We start from the raw sequence: 20706 nt of genomic DNA on the forward strand, positions 1-20706 counted from the left end.
GCTTTTCATTATTACACACATATATTATACCGTGATTATAAAATCTTTTCCAGCTTGGCCTTGAATGAGATTTCCCGCGGCGTATCGATATCGGCAAACTTTATCACATAGGCTCCCTTATCGGTATTCACCGCCAGGATTTCTCCATCCCCCATGATGCGGTGCAGAACCCTGTCGCCCTTGGCAAAGGCTGCCTTTTTCGGCGCATTGGCCGCAGCCATGCGCCGGTCCATATCCCGGATATAAGCCTGGGCATCCTGGCGCGTGAGCGCAGGAACAGGCTGTGCGTATTCCAGCAGGCCATCGTCAAGCTCCAGCAGGAACCGGGACGGATAGCGCAGGGACGCATCAAAGTTGAGCCCTGACGCCGCGGACAGATAGAGCCGCTTCTGGGCACGGGTCACGGCGACGAATGCCAGCCGCCGTTCCTCCTCCATCGCCGGCTGGGTCCGCGTCTTCCGCGAGGGGAAGATGCCCTCGTTCAGGCCGCAGAGGAACACATAGGGAAACTCCAGGCCCTTGGCCGCATGCACGGTCATCAGCTTCACCTTGTCTCCCGTTTCTGCCGTATCGCTGTTGGTCAGCAGAGCCACCCGCGAAAGATAATCCTCCAGCATCGCTTCTTCGCCGCAGGATGTCTCATACTCATAGATGGCCTGCTTGAGCTCGGCCAGATTATCGAGCCGCTCCTGGCTGCCCTCGGTGCGCAGCATGGCCTCATAGCCGCTCGCATCCAGCAGCGCCGCCAGCACCTCCGATACCGGACGGCCGCTGTACGAAGCCGAAAACTCCTCCACCAGCTCCACCAAGGCCTTGGCCTTAGTCCGCTGGAAAAGCTCCTGGTCGAGGCTTTGCCGCAGGGCCTCATAGAGACTGCACCCGTTCTGCGCCGCGTATTCCTGCAGGAAGGCCATGCGCCGCTCCCCCAGGTTGCGCTTGGGAACGTTGGCAACGCGCAGGAATGACAAGTCATCCCGGTACGCGATCAGCCGCAGATAGGACAGGGCATCCTTGATTTCCTTGCGGTCAAAGAAATGGATGCCGCTGTAGAGCGTATAAGGAAGCTCCGCCCGCAAAAAGACTTCTTCGAGCGGCCGCGACAGATAATGCGCACGGTAGAGCACGGCCATCTGGCGATATGGTACGCCCTGTTCGTGAAGCTTTGCAATCTCCTGGGCAATCCACTTGGCTTCTTCCTCGGGCGAATCGTTGCTGGCGCACAGCACGCTTTGCCCAGCGGGCAGCACTGGCCGGAGATTCTTCTCGATGCGGTTGCGGTTATGGGCGATGAGGTCATTGGCCACGGCCAGGATCTCCGGCGTCGAGCGATAGTTTTCCATCATGTAGATGGTCTTAGCCGGTGAAAATTCCTGATCGAAATCCAGCAGATAGCGGATATTGGCCCCGCGCCAGGTATAGATGGTCTGGTCGGGATCGCCGACCACGAAGAGATTCTTATGATAGCCGCAAAGTATCTTCATGAGGCGGTACTGGAGCTCATCGATATCCTGGAACTCATCGATCATGATGTACTCGAGCCGCTGCTGCCATTTGAGCCGCAGTTCTTCCTTCTGCTCGAAGATATAGAGCGTGAACTTGATGAGATCGTTATAGTCCAGGCCAAAGCATTTCTTTTCCTGATACAGATAACCATAGAAGATAATATCGGCTGGCTCCACGGCCCGGTCATACTTTTCCTTGATGCCGTCAAGCGACAGGGCGATCATATCCTCGTAATACTTGGGCTCCGTGAAGATTTTGCGTATCTCAATCATATCCCTCGCCTTGGCAAAGGTCATATCCCGCAGGGACAAGTGACGCTCCTCATAGATAATCTTGAGCATCGCATCGATATCGCTGTTATCAAGCACCAGAAAGCTTTTGGGATACTGCACCGCATAGCTGTCCTCCTGCAGCACCGATACGCAGAAGCCATGGAATGTATTGATATAGCCCGTATCGTTATCGCCCGTCAGCAGGTGGATACGCTTGCGCATCTCCGTTGCCGACTTGTTGGTGAAGGTCACACAGAGGATATTGCCCGGCATGATGCCGATCTCATTGACCAGATAGGCAAACCGCTGGCTGAGCGCCCGGGTCTTGCCCGAACCGGCGCCAGCCAGCACCCGTACATAGCCTTCCGTCTCCGTAACCGCCTCCCGCTGCGCCCTATTGAGCCCCGCCAAGATCTCCAGTTCCTCTTCTGCCATAGCCAACCTCCCAAGTCTTTACATCATCCAGCAATACTGCCGTATCTATATAGTAGTTTGGCATGGTTTGCGCTACTTTTCAATAGTCTTCCGATAATAACGGCAAAGATTACCAGCTTTTACATAGCTCCATATCAAAGGGAACTTTCCGGTAGGGACTATCTTCTGCCATCAAAAGCTGCTTAAAAGCCTGTTCCCGCTGTTCATAGTCTTCGCCTGTATCCCCCATATAAGTGCTGTAGGAACGAAGATACGCCTTGCCGAAATCCTCCCAGCTGCGCGTCACGTTTTGCAGCCGCTTCCCTGCCGTCAGGATTACATTCAAGGTTTCCCGCAGGGTAAGATACCCGGCCAGATATCCCCAGCCGGCATTCTGTATCGTGCGCTGCAGCTGCCACAAAAGATTCTGTCCAGCCATATCCATGATTGTCTCAATAAGCTCCGGGCGGCTATTGATTTCCCAGGAATCCCGCATAATTTGCCGTCCATACTCGCGTCCCATCGGGTCGCTGGCAGGCATCCCGCCGAGCTCCTGTATCTCAACACCATTTGCCATATGGACGATCGCGCAATCCGCAATGATCCACTGGCGGAGCTTTTCGTCTACGCCATCCCAAAACAAATCATCTGCCGGCCGCCGGATGCGTTTGTCATCTTCCAGCTGCCACTCCCGCAGCTGCTTCATAACGGGGCCCTCGAGATGCTCCCGGAATGCATCCTCGTCTTCCCGCAGCATATTCAGCCCGAAGTGACAAACCTCCTGCCGGATCAGCCAGGCAAAAAACTTATACGCATCCTCATGGTAGACGGCAAAGCGATAAACCTCCTCGCCATCTTCGTTCATCTGCACGTTCAGATATTCAACGCCATCGCCCTCAAACTGGGCATAAAATCCGCCCACGTCAAGAGCAGCATAAACCTTGTCATATCCCGTCATGGTCATTTTATTATCTGGCTGCAAGGTAATCGTACCATAATGGTCCCGCTTCCATAACCGGCTGAAAAATCCTTTTGGCGACAAAAACTTCGCCTTGATTGTAAAACTTTCCATGCTATCGCCCTTTCCTGTCTAAATGTATCAAGCTGTTACAGGCATTCACTCCACTCACTGGTATCATAGATATGGTCGAGCTCTTCCTGGGCAGGCTGGTAGCCTTCCTCGGCCGTACGGCGCAGCAGCTTGCGATACGACGTGAAATTCCCCTCATCTTTGTAGAAATGCGCCAGATTCCAGGCGCCTTCCGCAAATCCTTCGCCAGCAGCCTCGCGCACCAAATCCCGTGCACAGATGTAGTTTGCCTGCTTATCCTTAGCAAGTAAAGCATTGGCCAGCATTACCCGACCCTCATTTTGCCACTCGTTCTCGTCATTTTTTTCATAAGCGACCCGTTCCAGCACAGCAATGGCTGTGTCCAAATCATGCCACTCGCCCTCTGCATCGCGGCACAAATGTGCTCTGGCCAGCATCGTTTCGTAATCCCCCATCGCTATGGCCTTTTCGTAACAGGCAACGCCTTTTTCATAATCGACGATTGCCCCAATGCCCCAAAGATAGCAGATGCCCATCTCTAACCAGGCTTTGGCATAGCCCATATCCGCCGCCTTTTGCAGATAGCGCAAAATCGCGAGTTTATCGCCCTGCGGATTTTCTTTATGCAGTTTACCCAGCGAATACCAGGCCATGGCTACATCTTCTGGATCGGATGTCAGCGTAGCTTTGAGGAACCAGGTAGATGCTGTTTTGAGATTCTGGCAATTGATGACGCCCAGAAGATTCATCGCATATCCACAGCCTAAATCAGCCGCTGCGGTCAGCGCCTTAATCCGCCCCTCCGTATCCTCGCGTTCTTCACATTCTTGCGCGATTTGCAGATACTCGTTCCACTGCTTATTCTTCGCTACCTCTTCATCGGCCTGCCAATCCTCACCGTGCAGACCTTGTCCATCGGCCCAGGCGGTCAGCACCGCCAGTGCACTTGAAAGTTCCTTTACCTGTTTATGGACAGCCCTGCCATCGATGGCAGCCAGCAGATAATAGCCATCCTGTTCGTGATAGGCCTCCAGATAATTCTCGCCTGCCTGCTGCGAGTTCAGGGCGACACTGCGGTATTTATCTTTAGCCAGCATAGCCAGCGCTGCTTGCAGCTCCGCATTGTTATAATGACTAAAGACCAGGCCATATTTCTGTCGCCATTCCGTACACAGACGCCACTGCCGCCTGCCATCTGCCGCAGCTATGCGGGCTTCCTGCTGATCACGGATGGTTTCTGCCTCCGCCAATGCCGCTGGCCGTGAATTCGTGGCAGCAGAGTTCTTCCAATTCCTGACTTCGGCTTCGTTTTCGGTTTCCCAGGACATTTTTTCCAGCATGACTTTAAAGCCTTCATACTCTGTGGCTTCCCTGCGATATTTTTCCGCCAGTTCTTCATTTTGGGCAACCGATCCATAGCCATGAGCATATACTTCTGCCATAAGATATTGGAGCAAAGCACGCTTATACCTGGGCAGCACTGGTTTCTGCTCCTCCCGCAGCATTTCCTCCCGTATGCTGCGCGCTGCTAGATTCCGATCCATAGACGTGCCCCGCCCATAGAGCTTGCAGTAACAAATAAGGGGCATCAACACATCGTAATCGTAAAACCCATGAAACTGTACCATGCGATTCATTGCTTTTTCGCACCATTCATAAGCCTTGACATAATCACGCGCAAAGAAATCGCCCCAGAAATAGGTATCTGCCACTTGATACATGGACACGACATGGCCTTGCACGGCCAATGGCAGGAAATATTCCTCGAAGGCCTTCCGCGAATCTTCTTTCACGCCCAAGCCATGACGATACATATAGCCCAGCGAATACAGAGCGCTGTCCAGCTCGGCAGCAGCGGCTTTCTCATAATACCCCAGCGCCTCAGCATATTTTTCCTGATTAAAAAGATCCTCACCGCGACTATAGAGCGCATGGGGAACCCCTGCGCGGCAAAAGCCGTCTTCCAGCCGCCGGAACTTGGCAATCTTTTCCGGATTGCCATCTCCCCGATACATATCACGCACACAGGTTTTATACAGGTCAAGTCCATAGGCTAGACCGCTATCGACAGCAGCCTCGATAAAAGGAAGGGCCTGTTTTAGCCGCTCTCGCTGCCCGTCGTTCTCGCCCAGCAATAGGGAAACACCACCAAACTTATATGCTGCCCCCAGCAGGTAAGCTACCATTGGTTCAGCGGCAGCATAGGCGCGGATTTCTTCCAGCACGGCCGCAGGCGTTCCCCAATGCGCCAGCATTGCCGCATGTTCTATCGGGGTAAGGCCACGATGCTCAATAGCACAAAGCACGCCAGCCGCACTGCCGCCCTCGATGCTTTTCTGCAGGCATCTGTGCACTTCATCCGTATCTTCGGCTATCGGAAAACCGCTGTTTTCCCAACTCTCTCCTATCCCCATGTAGGTACGGGCCAAAAGTGCCCAAGCATCCGCATCGCCTGCCGCTGCCGCCTGCTGCAGCATTTTCTGTCCGCGCTTCGCACTTTCCGCATCATAATGCTGCCAAATAAGGTCTATCGCTTCCCGCACCAGCGGCTGAAATTTTTTTACTATCATCATGTACGCCTCTCTTCAGAATCCAACAATTCAAAGCTATGTTACCAGGACTTTACCAGCGCCATATCAAAAGGCACCGTATAAGGTGTGTCCTTCGCATTCCTCAACTTTTGGAAGGCTTTGCGCCTATCCTCGCCACCTGACTCGCAGTCCATATAGTTCGCATAATCCCGCGCATATGCATTAGCCAGCCCCTCCCAGCTGCGCGTAACCTTTTGCAGACGCTGCCCGGCAACAATCGATACATTCAACGATTCGCGCAAAGTCAGATAACCTGCCACATAGCCACTGCCTGCCAGCTGTAATACACGCAATAACTGCCAAGCCAGCTTATCATCGATCATATCTTGAATCGTCTCGATCAAATCCCGCCGAGAATAAATATCCCAGGCCAGCATCATCATATCCCTGATTACGAATTTGCCTAACCGGCTGCCGGGAACAAAACCACCAAGCTCATGGACATCCATATGAAAGACTTGACGATTAACCGCACAAGCAGCACAAATCCACTTCTTCAAATCCGGATCCACCTGTTCCCAGGATAAATCATCTTCTGGCAGGGAATATTCTTTTGCAAGCTTTTTCCGCTCCACCAAAACAAGTATGCGTCGTATAAACGTGTATAATAATAGTTTTCCTATTCGCATCATAGTCCATCCACCTCAAATCCTTTGTACATTTATGCATGTACAGGTATACCTTGCTCTGTCTTAGCTTTTGTCTTTTCCTTCCAGACGGAGGATATCTCTTCTTTCCGTGTTCTTGGCACAAGCTCGCACGCCATCCATTTTTCTGTTTTTATGCCTTTGCCCGTGCACCACCGCTGAAGACACGCCAAGGCGCGTTCTCTTTCCGTTGTCTCCCTGAAATATTCCTGTCCGTTCACGTTCGCATAAAGCTGGAACTTCTTCGCTTGGCAGCGCACCAGCAAGCGATCGTCACTATCCATTTTATCCAGCATAAGCCGCCGGTACACACCGCAGGCCACGAGATTCAAAGCATTCTCGAGTTCTTCCTCCTCGTACCTTACGAAATTCGCCCCGCCTTCTGACGGCAGCTGGATGCATAACCGCCAGGGCTGCAGCTTTTCCCGGCCTTGCAATCTAGCTTTTTGCATCCGATCCTCTTGCCAGACGCGGATATTTTCCACATCCGTCAATTCCGTTTTCTCATCTTCGTACCGGCCAAAAATAGCCCAGGCAAACCGGCAGCCAAACCCTTCCGAACTTTTATCCCATTTAAAATCTCCCAGCCAGCGATCAAAACCTGCATAAGATTTGGCTTGCTCATGATAGGTTCGGGCTAAGGATTTATCGACATCATAATTGCCAGAACCATTCGCATATATGTCTCCTTTTAAGTGATAAAGTAAAGCTAATTTGTATTCTGGCAGCACAGATCCCTCTTCTTCTACCCGCCTGATTTCCTCCATGATTGTACGGACAGCCATTTCCCGGTCGATTACTGTCCCCCAGCCATAATATTTGCAATAGCACATCAATGGCAGCACTAAGTCATAATTGAAACCACTTGCTTGGAAAGGATTCTTGCCGGCCAGTTCGACATATTTATCCAGAACCTTTTCACACCAGCTGTATGCCTGAGCAAAATCTTTCTCACCCAAATCTCCCCAGAAATATATCTCCGCTGCCTGTATCATAGAGGGAAGATGTCCGTCTTCTGCTAAAGAGAGAAAATACTCCTTTAAAGCGCATTCTGCTGACTGCTCTACCCCCAGGCCAAACCGATACATATAGCCCATGCTGAAACGTGACATCTCATGCCCTGCTGCAGCCGCCTGCTCATAGCACGTATAAGCCTGCTCATATTCGCCCCGAGCATAGTGCAGCTCACCACGGTTATATAGCATATGGGGCACTCCCGCCTGACAGAATTTCTCCATCATAGCCGAAGCTTGTTCCTGTTTATCCCTTTCCCCCGTGCGCTCATAAATAATATCTGCACACGACTTAAAGTTATCCAGCCCCAAAGCAAGTCCCATCTCCAGTGACCGCTCCAGATAGGGCAGCGCCATTCGTGTCCGCCCCCAATTGTCATCCATATCCCAATCGTCCAACAAGCCGAACACCGCACCACTGAGATAGCAATTCCCAAGCAATTCTGCTGCGATGGCTTCTCCGCCTTCCTCAGCATAAGAGACAGCCTCTTCCAAGACGGATTTACCAGAACCCCAATGCTCCAAGATCGCTGCGCGTTCCGAGGGATAAAGCCCCCTTCGCTCAATCGCACATAAAACACCTACAGCGCTTCCCCCTAGGATGCTCCAGCGAACACATTCATCCGCTTCATCAAGGTCTTCAGGCAGCCTGCTGGTTTCCCAAACAGCCAAATTGGCCGCTCCCAAATACGTACGGGATAAGAGCCCCCAAGCGTCCGCGTCGCCAGCAGCGGCTGCCCGGCGCAACATTTTCTGTCCGCGCTTCGCACTTTCCGCATCATAATGCTGCCAGATAAGGTCTATCGCTTCCCGCACTGCTGGTTGAAATGTCTTTGCCATTTTTTAGCCACCTTTTATAAATTAATTTTGAACGCCTAAAACAAGGCAATGTCATCCTTCATCGTTCCCTCAAGGCCTAATATACCGAAATGCAAATCCCAGAATACCCGGAGGGAAAAATCCAACGGCAGGAACAAGCGGCAAAACATCTGCCACTCTTTTTCGCGATCCTGTTCGTGGGGCTCATCTAAATATACATAGAGCTCCTGCGGGGAGAACCGGCTTTGATATAGGATTCCTTTTGGGAAGAACCGCCGGAAGGCGTGGCTGAACCCCAATAAACTCGAACCACATTTCATGGTATGCAAAAGTTCTTCTGCTACCGCCAGCTGTTTTTCCTGCGGAAACTTTTGCAGCAAGGCAGCTGCATCCTCGCCAAAAATCCCCGCCAATAGTTCCTGGCGCAATTTCCGCACATAGCACTCCTGCCGGGTGATGCCATGGTGTAAATCCACTTCGCAAAGGATATGCAGCAAGCAATCAAACGCTTTTTGAATGAATTCTTCTTTGTCCTTTTCCAGCATATACCGCACATCCGGATGCAGCAGGTATTGAAAGATGGCACTGAACCGGTACAAGGCATTTACAGGGATTGGCTCAGGCCCTGCTTCTTTGCGATTCAGATAGTCAAAGGCCAGCTCATAATAAGGACTGCCATCTTTTGCCGGCGTATAGGTTATATCTGCCTTTGACATTCCTTGTTCCTTTGCTCGGATCGTGGCATCCCAAATGAAATTCATCTCAAACCAGCCTCCCTGCACAGTTGTATTCGGGGAAATAGTGCTGCAAATTGGTAACCAGGAAACTTAAGACATCCAGATTCCGATAGTCTTCCTGTTTTGCCTGGAAATCAAGTTCCAGCGTATATTCCCGGCTCCCCGTACGGAATTCATAGCCGATGAATTCATCGGTGCAATAGGTCGCAGCCTGCCCCGCAGCCTGCCGCAGCCGCAAATCCTGCAAGGAAAAATCCCGCATGCAGGCAAAAGACCACAGGAAGCGCTCAACCTCTGCTCGTGTCTTGACACGCTGTCCATAGGCCGCCATCAGATTGCGGGCAAAGCTCTGGTCATGCTGGTTGCCATACACCCGATACCCATATTTTTCCGCGCTGCGCACAGGATAGAACCGCAGCAGCGGCCAAGACTCGCGCTCCCGCTGGTCGCAGGTAATGATAAGGTCTCCGCCCTGCCAGCGTACGCTCCGGACCGCAGCATCCGACTGGTCGAGCAGATACTGTCCCCCAGCGGGGAATTGATGGGCATACAGCCGGTGTTCATAGGCTATCCGATCCATGCAGGCCTCCGGATAAGCGCTGGTCAGCGCCTGATAAGGCTGGATATTCCACAGGGGAACCATCTTTTCCTGGATAATGTCACGGAACTCTGCGTAATCCAGCATGATACGTTCAATAGTCTGTTCTCCAGTCCAGCCTTCTACCGAAGTGATCCAGACTTCGGCGAATTTATAAAGATAAGGTGCCAGAATACTGCGCCAAGGCAGCGCATTGAGATTCGTCACGCCATAGAGTGCCTCGATCTGCTGCAAGTAACGGCGGCAAGGCCGCAATTCAAACGTAGCTGCTACATCGTTGAAGCCGCTTTTGACTACTCCTGAAAATCTGTGCCGCTCGCGTATGAGTTTTTGCAAGGTGGCCGTTTCGCCCGCAAAAAAAACAGGGAACAAAGCATAGCTTTCTCCCTGTTGCAAATGATCCAGCACGTCGGCAGCAGGAATCTCCGGCTCTAAAAGATCGGCAGCATCCAACGGATAAAGCTCCTTATCCGTCTGGTCATAATCCTCGCGCCGGCAAAGGCCGGTCATGACATCCGGTACTTCTGCCGGACGGGAAACCTCCGCCAGCATTCGCTGTTCCAGCCCATGATATTCTGCATACATATGCCGATAAAGCTCCGAAAACATATCGCCGATGATATCCCGGAATAATTCCCGATTCTGTAAATCATCGATTTTCATGGCCTGCTGCTTTACATAACCTGCCAAATCAAACTCATCTGTAAAAATACCCATCACGATTCTCCCTAGTCCACAAATACTTCCCGGCGGCGGCGACGTTCCCGGCGGCACTCCCTGAGCCCTGCCGGCCGGATTTCAGCCAGTACGCGGGTAAGGCCGGCAAAGAGGCTTTCATTGTCCCATTCCTGCTCCGCCTGCTCGAGCCGCTGGCTGATATAAAAGCCAATACTATCCACGGACAAAGGCTGGCCATTTAAAGCCGACATACAGAACTGCCGATCAAGATCTGTCAGGGAAAACTTTGCCGCTTCCTTGGCAAAAGCCTTGGTGATATCTGGCGATAACGTACTCTGCCCAATGGCTGCATACGGCACATAAATCGTATGGACCGTATCGAACTCTGTCGTCCGGTCAAAGAAATCCGTATAATCGACGCGCAGTATCGAACCGCGCTTCAGCTTGAAACGGCAAAGCTCCATTTCGTTATTCGATAGCGTCAGATTATTCGTCAGGGCCGCTTCCAGTGGATAAACCAAAGTCCCCCGTTGATCGATTGGCGATGCGAAAACCAATTTGAGAATCATGTATTCATCGGTAGGCTGATACGCAACCGTCATGGGTTCGCACAGGTAGTAGATAAAACCTGCCTGCTTTATCAACCCCGGCTGTACCGTAATCGTCTCCTTGGTCGTCATCATCCGGCAGCCGCTGATGATACCATCGCTATAATCCTGATACAGCAAAGGCAGACCGGCAAAAGCCCGGTCGCGTACATCGCTGAGCATGGACTGCCTCAATATATGCAAGGACTCAAACTGCGGAATCCGCTGCTGATTATTCCCCATACCATCACTCTCCTACAATTACACTCTCGCCACCGAAAGTGATCTGTTTTTCCGTTAGCTTCACATGCGAATTGCCGCATTGCAGCAGAATCTGCTTATCCGCCGTAATCTGGACCTTTTCCTCGGCCTCGATTTGCACGCATTTATCCGAGGAAATATGCACAGGCTGCGAAGATACAATGCCTATCCCGTTATCCTGGGATAAATCAATAAAGATATTCTGATGATTGCAAATCATCGAAATCCCATCATCGGTCAATAAAAGTTCCTTGCCGCCAGGGGCGCGGAAACTCTTATTCCGCGTGCTTGCCGGCGGCGATGTATTGACTGCACTGGCGGCAAAAGCCTCCTCCTCATGATTGGAGGGACACAGTATCCGCACGAAATCCCCGACCTCCGGCATCACATACCAGCCACTGCCATCACTACTCGAATAGGCCGTAGAATACGGGAACCATGTCGTGCTGCTGCTGTCATACGCAGGGTCAATCTGAAAAAAGAATGCCTGGATCGTATCCCGCTTGACGGCCTTGACCTGCGCTGTCAGGACACGTCCTGCGCAGTGATTGTTGCGCACCAACGGAGCGACAAAGCCCTGCCGGCCAGTAAGTTCGTAAGACATATGCATAAGACCATCTATCAGCTTGGCGTGGATAGTCCGCACATAATACTCCTTACCATTCACACATACCTTATCGCCAAGGTATGCATAATCATAGGAATCGACCTGCAGGCCGCTAAAATCCTGTGCCGTGGCCGTATGCCCCGCGGTCATATCATTTTCTGTCACTTCGCGGAAACGGCCATTATCTGCTAAGTAGCGAATAGCCGCCGTAGAAAGCTCTATAGCCTTTTTCCCCTGCGGCACCCCAAAGGATACCAGCGGCTTTTCAGCCACCAGGCTTGAAAAGACCGGCACATTGAAGCGGGATGCCATACGCTGGGAGAACTCCCAATTCGTCTCATCCATTTGCAGGATGAACGCGCCAATCGGCTGGTCGCTAACATTGACTACCACTTTACCCGTGCCATTATAGGCATCGTTTAAAATTTCCCCATAGCTTTTCGCTAGATTCTGATACGTCTTATTTTGCCGCCGGACATCCAATAAGCAGCTGGAATCCGCTAGTTCTGCGGACAATTCACCATACCCGCCATTCGTATCCACACGAATCTGCGTGATATAGCCGCGAAACAGCACCACTTCCTGATTTTGCACCCGAGCCTTTATCGCAATCAGACGATCCGTCTCACGCTCCATAAAGCGCTTCAATACAGGAATTTCGCCCGCAGCAGTCAAAGCTGCCCTCCCATGTTCGTTTGGCTTATGCACAATCTCCAAAGTCAAAAGCCTCTGCAGCGGAATCCCTTCCACCCATACATTCTCATGAATCAAGCCCATCCTTCCACCTCCACTGGTTCAAAGCAGATGCCCAAGGGAGCACGCCGCAAAATACTTTCTGCCGCTGCCAGGGAAAACAGCCAGGTCACTTTATCCCGCTGCCGCTGGCAACGGATGCGCTGTCCCGCAGCTGCTATCGGCAGAAAAGGAACCCAATAGTGCAGCGGCTTAGCCTCGGCAGATTCCGGCACGGGCATAAGCGTCACCTGGCAAAATTCCATTTCCGGTGCCAGCCACTTAAATAACAGCTGAAACCTGTCCCCCACCATAAACGTCGGTGCAAACAGGAAATCACAATACTCCATGCCGGCCTGAGGCTGGTAGGCAGCCAACTTATGGGACAAGCGCCGGAACGATTTTTCCTCCATGAAATAAGGATACGCGCGATACGAAAGCCCCACCGGTCTCACCGGGGCTGTAAGTGCCGCATCCTCCACCAGCCGAAACCAATCTGTTTCCACCAACCGTATCATCTCCCAAAGGACAGCCAGCCCGAATCAGCCAGCTGGCAATCCGAAAACTTAACTCCATCATTGACACAATCCATCAATACACAGCCACGCCAGTCACATTGCTGCATATGAACCCCCTGGAACAGGCAGTTTTCCCAAAGCGGCTGGGCATAAATCTCATCCTCGTCAGCGCTGCTGGCAGTGACTTGCGTAAAGGTACAATCGGCAAATGTACAATTACGCCAAATACTTCCCGCCAGTTTCACCGACGAGAAATCGACATGATGAAAGCGGCAATCCTGAAAAACTGCATCCCGCAGATCAAGTTCCCGTAGCGTAGCTGGCTCAAATAGACACGCCGTAAATCGGCTCAACTGCAGATCCTTCCGCTCTAGTACATGCTGGCGATATATCTTCCTGTCGAAATGGTGTAACGATAAGTCCTTTTCCTCCGTTGCCACTAAATCCACCGTTGGCAAAACTGCATAGATAGGCTTTTGCGCATCGTAATACATCCCCAGCGACAGATAAAAAGGTACCTTGATAACCAGGCCTTTCAGCAGTTCCTCCCAATCTATATCTGCCAGCCAGCTCTTCATCCGGCAGGCGAGAAGAAATGCCAGCCGCTCCAATGTTGCAGCATAAAGTGTCCGTATCATCGTCTTGCGCAATGTCCGTCGCTGATAGTACGCCTCATCCTCTGCCTGGCACGTAAACGTCCGCCAACGAGAAAAAAAGAGGTCTGCTGGTATACGATACCGGTAGAACGGCCTGCCGTAAAACCACGCCTCGTCGTAAAAATCCACCAGCAGCATTGGTTTTCCTGTATGAATCGACGTCAACGGCAGCGAAATACTGATATTGGCACAAGCCACCATCTCCTCATCCTGTACCTGAGCTGCGCCCGCCACCGCTTCACGTAGTCTCCCCTGCAGGAATCGGGATATCTCAGCAAACCGATTATCCCAATCAGCCAGCGAACCCCGTAAGAAATCCTCTTCCACAATGGGAAAACGCTTTTCCTTATACACCGCTAACGTTTGAATCATCTACCAACACTCCAGGCTGCACAAAACATATCATTCTTTCAGCAGTACGCATCCGTTATACCATTACAATCTTGGAGATTGCTTAAAATTTCATTGTACAAATAACTAAGATTTAGTTATTTTTTTATAATATACTTCCTCTATTTTACTTGTAAAAATCTTTTCAGCTCGTCGTAGCTATAAACCATAAGTTATTTTCTTATGGTCTTTTGGGCAGTCATTCTACAATTATAATTATCTTTGCCGAATATGCCCCCCCTTGCCACCCTGCCTATCATTAAGCGAGTATGCCTCGGAAGCCGCACGGGACAAGGCTTTGAGAAAAAGAGAAGGGGGTGCATTTGCACCCCCTCGGTGGGGATTTTGCACCCCCTTTGCTAATATACTGTCGAGTAGACGATATGCTTTCACATGCGCCCCTCACAGAACTGAACGTGCGGTTTTCCCGCATTCAGCTCTTCAAATAATCTTCGGCTCCAAATTACCAAACCTTTCTCAGCATGACCGAGGCAGAAACATCCTTGTCGTGGCTGCCCTTTTGCAGCTGAAGATCGCCGCCGAGAATCCAGCCCTTGGCAAATTCGTTTTCACCGCCGACCGACAGGACGAAATGCGTCTTGTCCTGATTATTTTTCATCGTATAGACCTGATTCCCGTCGCCCTCATAGCTGAAACTCAGTTCGGGATTCGCTCCTGTGAACGCATGCTTGACGCCAAGCCTTGCCGCATAATGACCGCACGAAAATTGCCGCTTGAACTCCACGCCAAGCTGTCCGGCAAAATAATTGTTCCGCTTTGCTCTCATCTGCCGGTCAAAAATCCCCGCTCCCGTTTCTGCATACGAATTTTGCTTCATCGTGGAATACTGCAGATTGATGAACGGCGAAACATGCCAGATTTTATTCGGCTGCAGATTGTGCTTGTACTCGCCGCCGATCTCAAAAATATTGGAATCGTATTTTGCATCCGTCGCAAGCCCGATCGCAGAAAGATTTCCGCGCATCTTGTTCCGGATTTTCCCGCCGTCGATGTAAATGAATGCATCATCGGCATTTCTGTGATAGCCGCCGTAAACGCCAAAGCGTGTGTCATAGATATTGCCGCTGGAATTCCTCGCTCCCATGCCCGTCGCATCATAACTGACAAAAAATCCTGCGCGCCAGTTTTCGCTGACCGCCCTGTCATAGCCGCCGCTGATTGCCTGTCCGTGATAGTTCGCGCCGCCTTTCAGCTCGCCCCAGTTCTTCGTGAATTTGACCCAGAAATTGTTATCGACCGGCGCGGGAAGTTCCGCCTTCATCGGCATTGTCAAATGATTTTCGTCATCACCGTCGGAAAGATGGTTCACAGGCATATTCAAATCAACGTTGAAATCCTGCATGGAAAAAGCAGTTGCCAGCCGGTCGGAAATCACGCGATTGGCAACGGTGCTTGTTTGCGCCGCGCTCATCATCTGCGCAGCGTCCGCATTTCCGATTTGGTCAAACGCAGTTTTGGCGCTTTCCGCGTCCAAACTGTAGAGCCTCCGCAGTTCCTCTTTCCTGCCGTCATGTTTCAGATTTGCGGTCATATGGCTCAGAGCATGATACGTCTGTGCCTGTTCGGAAGTCATTTCGCCGAGATTGTTTTCCGCTTTCGCCGTAACCGATATTTGATTGCCGGAAATATTCCCCGTCGCGCTGAGCATTCCGGAAATAGGAACAGCCGTCGAAGCATTTTTCAAGTCTCCCGTAATGGTGTCCGCCGTCAAAACTTCCATGGTTTCGTCCGGCAAAATATTGGTGGCCGCCACAGTCGAGCCTTCCACATTTACCGTTCCGTTCACAACGATATTGCCGAGCTCACCGCCGGCATAGCCGCTCAATGTGCCATCGGAAACCAGATTGCCGTTGATCGTCATGGACTTGTCGCCGGATGCCGAACCGATTGTGCCGTGATTGTAGAATTTCCCCGTCGTATCGTCCGAGAAACCTTCCGCCATTTTTTCAGTCATGTTCTTAACCGTAAACGTTCCGCCGAAAAGGCCTGCGTCTTTTGCCACAGTTACATTAACCACATCTGCCGAACCGCCGTAAACGAGATTTCCATTGACGTTTATTTTCATATTGTCCATGCCGTCAATATCGCCGTCATACTTCATCGTATTGTTGAAATTCAGTTTCGTCACCAGGTCGGGAATGTATTTGGTGTAAAGGTATTTGCCGCCTTTATATTGCAGCTTCAAGCCATCCAGTTTTGTAAACGTGTGATCTCTAAGTTCTACGCCATTAACCGGTGTTTCATAATCAAACATTCCGGTCTCAGGGCTGAAATGCTTCCATTGGGACATGATATTCCCCTTGATCTCTGCGCCGTCATTTATGTTAATCGTGTCCACGAAAGCCGATGAGTCGATATATATCGCATTTCCCCCATTTGCGGAGTTGGCAAGGATCTTCCCGGAGATATTGACCGTATTTACCATAGGGGCGTTCAGGTCGCCATTTTCCAAATCTGTAAAACTCCACACATCATTGTCATTGTTGAATTCCGTAAACCCAAGATTTTTTGCAGCTATAATTTTGTTGCCAAGGTTCCATCTTACATATCGCATAAAGGATCCGCGATATTCTCTATTTGACCCCAGCGCATTTGCGCCGAAATCAAAACTCAGGGCATTTCCGCTTTTACCTGTGGCCGTAACCGTGCCTGCGATATTCACATTATGATTCTTCCCGTAGGCAATCAATACACCGTCGTTATAATTGCCGTCCGCATGGATTTCCGTACCTTTTGCCACCGTAAGGGTATTATGGATACCGTCAACACGGACACCCACAGCGCCTTCACCGTCAGCAAAAATATTGCCGGCCTGGGTGATATTGTTATGGGAACCGTAAACGTGCAAGCCCACACCCAGGGTAGAATGATTATAGCCATCAACGTATGCGCCATTTTTCCGCGCAGAATATCCCTGGGTATTGGTAAGCGTCAAGCCGTCAGCATAAATCGAGCGCCCATAGAAATTTTTCCGGTCAATGGTGTAGCCCATATCCTGAAGAGCCGCCAGCTCTACCTCCATAAAATTCACATAGCTTCTGTAATTCTGGTGGCTCATCATGCTTCTAGCCAATTCCAGATGACTGAGTTCAGGCCGCCCCGTTTCCCACAAATTTATCGGAATGCCGCTGATCTGCTGACCGTCAGCCCGCGTAAAGGTTTTGCCGCCCAAGGCCTCGGTAACATTTTCGCCTGCAAAATAAGCGTAAACCTTGCCGGAGTTTCTTGCCTCCTGCGAAGCATCGACTACAAAAACATCTTCCGCACTGAGCAGCGATTTTTTGTCGGGATGTTCTTCCAAATATGCCGCCAAAGAGGAAATACTCCCTTGCGAGGACAGAATTGCGGCATGTGGCTTTGCCTGTCTGCCATATTGGTCATAAAGATGTGCCGCATAATTTTTTTCATCAAAGTCGTCAAAATAGAATATTGAATCCTGCCCCGCAAAGTTTATGGACAATTTGTTTGTACTGGCCCCTATTCCCAAACTGTGACCGATTTCGTGAAACATAACCGCCGCAATATCAACGCCGAGAATGTTTTGCGGCGTGGGGCTGGCATAATATTCCGGCTTCACAAAACCATAGCCGCCGTCATCTACCGGGCTCGTGCCTACATATTGCCCAATGCCCACCAGACCAACGGCCATATCATCCGTTGTAAGTACTTTTTGGGTTGGTGAATCATACGGTACGTCTTCCAGATTATTAAATTGCTTAACCCTTTGACCGCTCTGGAAAAGTTCCTTGAATAGATCAGGATTTCTTGTTTCCTTTCCGTTCCTTGTGGACAGAGATATTGCGCCGGCATTTGCTAAATTGTTCGTGCCGACAAAATATTGCACAGGCTCAGAAAGATTGGCACCCGGCCCTAAAATTTCTGCCCACCAGCGGAAGGCATCATTCAGGCGGGTTTTAATCGCGCTCGTTAAATCATAATTGAGCGCGTGTATCGTAAAGCCATTAATTGTTTCGCCATCCTGAAAAAATGAGGCTCTTCTTGCCGTGTAGTCGCTTTGACCATAATATTTTACGTTAAACACCGTCTTGCCGTCCCAGTCAATATTAAACGGCTCCACAGCCTCAGCAGGCTGCGGCAGGACAGCCTCGCTGACACAGATGCCTGCTGCCACGGCATAGAGGATTGCTTTTTTCTTCCTTGCTGATAAAAGTTTTTTCATTGTCTTCGCTCCTTGAAACGCCCTTTTGCTTTTCCCCGTTATATGGAATAAGCCCTGCTGACGCTTTCCAAGCGCCAACAGGACTATTTTCCAAATTTCACAACACCCAATTTAGTCGTTCCCTTTACCCCGGCCTTCTTCAGCAGATTTGCTACCTCGTTTGAATTATCATACAAACTTTTTTATATTTTCTACACTTTCCTGCTGATTCCTGCAAACCTCGAAATTTTTTTAGTTGCCGTACTTACAGATGTGTTCCCCCGTCCTATCCCGGAACACCACCGTCATGCCGATATGGTTTTGTTGATGCACTAGGAAACATTGCGCGGCTTTCAAATGGTATTCCTTGTATTGCAACGAATCTTCCATGTTCTGCACCATATCTATCAATCAACAAATCTGGTTGCAAAGACACCTTTCTTTTATTGACAAAACCATCTCTAGATGTCCACCATTTTTTCCATCTTTTTTGTCCACCATTTATTGTAGAATTTTTCTACTACACTGGCCACATTGGATTTTAACTTTGTATAATTTCTTTGTATAGAATTTGCCATAAGTTTTTCTATATCTTCTTGCGAAAAACCATTAATTATATTTTCATCAGGCTTTATTATTAATTTATCATATCCACTCGGATCATAATAATCCACTGGGTTATTCGCACAGTAGGCATATAGGTTAATCCCATCTCCGTGATATTCGTCTTCCTGCGTAAATCTGGCAATGGCGGGATTGTAGAATCTTGCCCGCAGATAGTATTGCTGGGTTATCGGGTCTAGCTGCTGGCCGATGTATTGGTAGCGGTTGGGGATTTGTTCTGCTTTTTCGTTTCCTTCCATTTCGCAGCGCAGGCCTTCGGCATTGTAGCGATAGGTTTCCCCCCGACCGTTGACGGTTTGACTTGTCAACCGGTTGTTGACATCGTAGATATACCGTTCCTCGATGTCTTTGGCCATCCTTGTCAGGCGGTTGCCGGCGTTATCGTAGGTGAATCGTTCCGTATCAGTTGGATATTCCGCCTGCTGCAGGCGGTTGAGCTTGTCGTAGGTGTAGAGCGTTTGACCTGTCAGCTCGTTTTTCTCGATTCTTTGGCCGTTGCCGTCGTAGCGGTAGGTGTTCTGCGCGAGGATTTTGTCGGGCGTGGCTACCGTCAAACTTACGATATTCTTGTCCGCATCGTAGGCGATATCCTGCCACATGCCGTTGGCATGGGTGATTTTCTGAATGGCTCCATCGGCGTCACGAGCAAAGCTGACAATTGACTGGTCAAATTCGTTGCATATATCAACTAGTTGATTTGACTTGTCAAATCGGTAGTTGACTTGTCGGCCGGTGATGTCGGTCTGACTGATTTTACGTCCCAGCTCGCCATAGCGATAGGCCAAGAGCTTTCTACAGCTTTGAAGCAAATTTAGCCATTACTTCCCTCTTCCATTTTTTTAATATCATTTAATACATCATCAATCGTTGCAGGATATTTGTACCGTCCCAAGAAAACCATTGGCCACTCTTCTTTTAAACCAAAAGTTTTTTTACTTTTTTCTCCAAACAAACTTTTACTTTTTACATTAATGTATATATCGATAAAATATCCACATTCTGTTTCCTCTTTAGTTGGTATATTACTAACCACATGGTCTAAGCCCAAATATCCAAATTGTTCTTTTCTGGATTTCTCCTCCCATCTTTTACTGCTTTCACATATATCTTCATCTGTACATTTTATATCTTTTATATCAATTATTGTTTCTTCATTTATTATTTTTTCCGTTTTACACATATTATTATATATAATAGATGAAAATTCTATATCCGAATATGTGATATCCAAATATACATATACTCCACCAACTATACAAAAATCATTAGGGAAGACAAACGGGTCTCCCCCTTCACATATATATTTTTTTATTCGCTTATATCTTTTGTAAATCATTCCCACGCTCCCTTTATCCAGCATTAACGGTGAATATTTCTTTTCCATCTCCGTTATAACAATTTCAATTGCATTTGATAATTCTTTAATTTTTTTACGCTTTTTATCCATTTATTTCATAACCTCTCTATCGTTTACAATCCAATCTTTTGGCCATCTTCCAACAATCATAATTTGATCTGCATCTCCCGGATAACATCTGCCATCTATTCTACTTACTTGTGGTCCAACTTTACCTATATTTAATTTGGTTCCTTTAGGTATTTTGATAGTAACTTCCCTTTCAATACTATTATGCCATTCTGGCAATAATGCTAACGATTTTCTTGTTTCTGCTTGTGTAATTGCCGGTTTAGTTGTAGTAAAGCGCCCTAACGGACCTGCTTTATCTCCATATGTTCTATACAAGAATAAGTCTTCATTAGTTATTACACTATAATATTATCCATCTAAAAAACTATTAACATCCTGTTCATTTAATGTCCTATCCTT

16 protein-coding genes are annotated in these 20706 nt (G+C 49.4%); all 16 read right to left on the minus strand.

The annotated features are described in order from the left end of the window. Positions 1–35: 35 nt before the first annotated feature. The 16 genes from BM181_RS03685 to BM181_RS15070 all read right to left on the minus strand — a co-directional run bounded on the left by BM181_RS03685 (position 36) and on the right by BM181_RS15070 (position 20622). Positions 36–2210, minus strand: coding sequence for an ATP-dependent helicase (locus BM181_RS03685; RefSeq protein WP_075442476.1), 2175 nt, complete (start codon positions 2208–2210; stop codon positions 36–38). Between the two features lie 109 nt (positions 2211–2319). Beyond that, complete coding sequence (locus BM181_RS14925) at positions 2320–3261, minus strand: DUF1266 domain-containing protein (protein ID WP_082336149.1); 942 nt, start codon at positions 3259–3261, stop codon at positions 2320–2322. A gap of 35 nt (positions 3262–3296) precedes the next feature. After that, positions 3297–5813: a tetratricopeptide repeat protein gene (locus BM181_RS03695; protein WP_075442477.1), complete on the minus strand. Its 2517-nt coding sequence runs from the start codon at positions 5811–5813 to the stop codon at positions 3297–3299. Positions 5814–5851: 38 nt separating this feature from the next. After that, positions 5852–6463, minus strand: coding sequence for a DUF1266 domain-containing protein (locus BM181_RS03700; RefSeq protein ID WP_082336150.1), 612 nt, complete (start codon positions 6461–6463; stop codon positions 5852–5854). A gap of 29 nt (positions 6464–6492) precedes the next feature. After that, the gene (locus tag BM181_RS03705; RefSeq protein WP_075442479.1) at positions 6493–8331 is read right to left on the minus strand and encodes a tetratricopeptide repeat protein; all 1839 of its coding nucleotides are present in this window, start codon (positions 8329–8331) and stop codon (positions 6493–6495) included. Between the two features lie 35 nt (positions 8332–8366). Then, positions 8367–9071 carry a hypothetical protein gene (locus BM181_RS03710; RefSeq protein ID WP_075442480.1) on the minus strand — a complete coding sequence of 235 codons (705 nt, stop codon included), beginning with the start codon at positions 9069–9071 and terminating at the stop codon, positions 8367–8369. Position 9072: 1 nt separating this feature from the next. Then, entirely contained in the window at positions 9073–10362 is a 1290-nt protein-coding gene (locus BM181_RS03715; RefSeq protein WP_075442481.1) for a hypothetical protein, read from the minus strand. 11 nt (positions 10363–10373) lie between these two features. Continuing rightward, positions 10374–11153 (minus strand): hypothetical protein, encoded by a 780-nt coding sequence (locus BM181_RS03720; protein ID WP_075442482.1) that lies wholly within the window; start codon positions 11151–11153, stop codon positions 10374–10376. Between the two features lie 4 nt (positions 11154–11157). Further along, a complete protein-coding gene (locus tag BM181_RS03725) occupies positions 11158–12555 on the minus strand; it encodes a DUF2345 domain-containing protein (RefSeq protein WP_075442483.1) in 1398 nt (465 codons plus the stop codon). Beyond that, positions 12546–13016, minus strand: a complete 471-nt coding sequence (locus BM181_RS03730) for a hypothetical protein (RefSeq protein WP_143092098.1) — start codon at positions 13014–13016, stop codon at positions 12546–12548. Before BM181_RS03730 ends, BM181_RS03725 begins: the two co-directional genes overlap by 10 nt. Before the next feature lie 8 nt (positions 13017–13024). Next, positions 13025–14056 (minus strand): pentapeptide repeat-containing protein, encoded by a 1032-nt coding sequence (locus BM181_RS03735; RefSeq protein ID WP_075442485.1) that lies wholly within the window; start codon positions 14054–14056, stop codon positions 13025–13027. Between the two features lie 481 nt (positions 14057–14537). Further along, complete coding sequence (locus BM181_RS03740; protein ID WP_075442486.1) at positions 14538–18275, minus strand: autotransporter outer membrane beta-barrel domain-containing protein; 3738 nt, start codon at positions 18273–18275, stop codon at positions 14538–14540. 265 nt (positions 18276–18540) lie between these two features. Then, entirely contained in the window at positions 18541–18690 is a 150-nt protein-coding gene (locus BM181_RS15710) for a glycohydrolase toxin TNT-related protein (protein WP_371263005.1), read from the minus strand. Between the two features lie 25 nt (positions 18691–18715). Beyond that, positions 18716–19663, minus strand: coding sequence for an RHS repeat domain-containing protein (locus tag BM181_RS15480; protein ID WP_256211280.1), 948 nt, complete (start codon positions 19661–19663; stop codon positions 18716–18718). Between the two features lie 26 nt (positions 19664–19689). Continuing rightward, the gene (locus BM181_RS03755) at positions 19690–20325 is read right to left on the minus strand and encodes a hypothetical protein (protein WP_075442488.1); all 636 of its coding nucleotides are present in this window, start codon (positions 20323–20325) and stop codon (positions 19690–19692) included. Further along, the gene (locus BM181_RS15070; protein ID WP_143092099.1) at positions 20326–20622 is read right to left on the minus strand and encodes a hypothetical protein; all 297 of its coding nucleotides are present in this window, start codon (positions 20620–20622) and stop codon (positions 20326–20328) included. Between the last annotated feature and the right edge of the window lie 84 nt (positions 20623–20706).

This window comes from Pseudoselenomonas ruminantium (assembly GCF_900113715.1).
Taxonomy (GTDB): domain Bacteria; phylum Bacillota; class Negativicutes; order Selenomonadales; family Selenomonadaceae; genus Selenomonas_A; species Selenomonas_A caprae.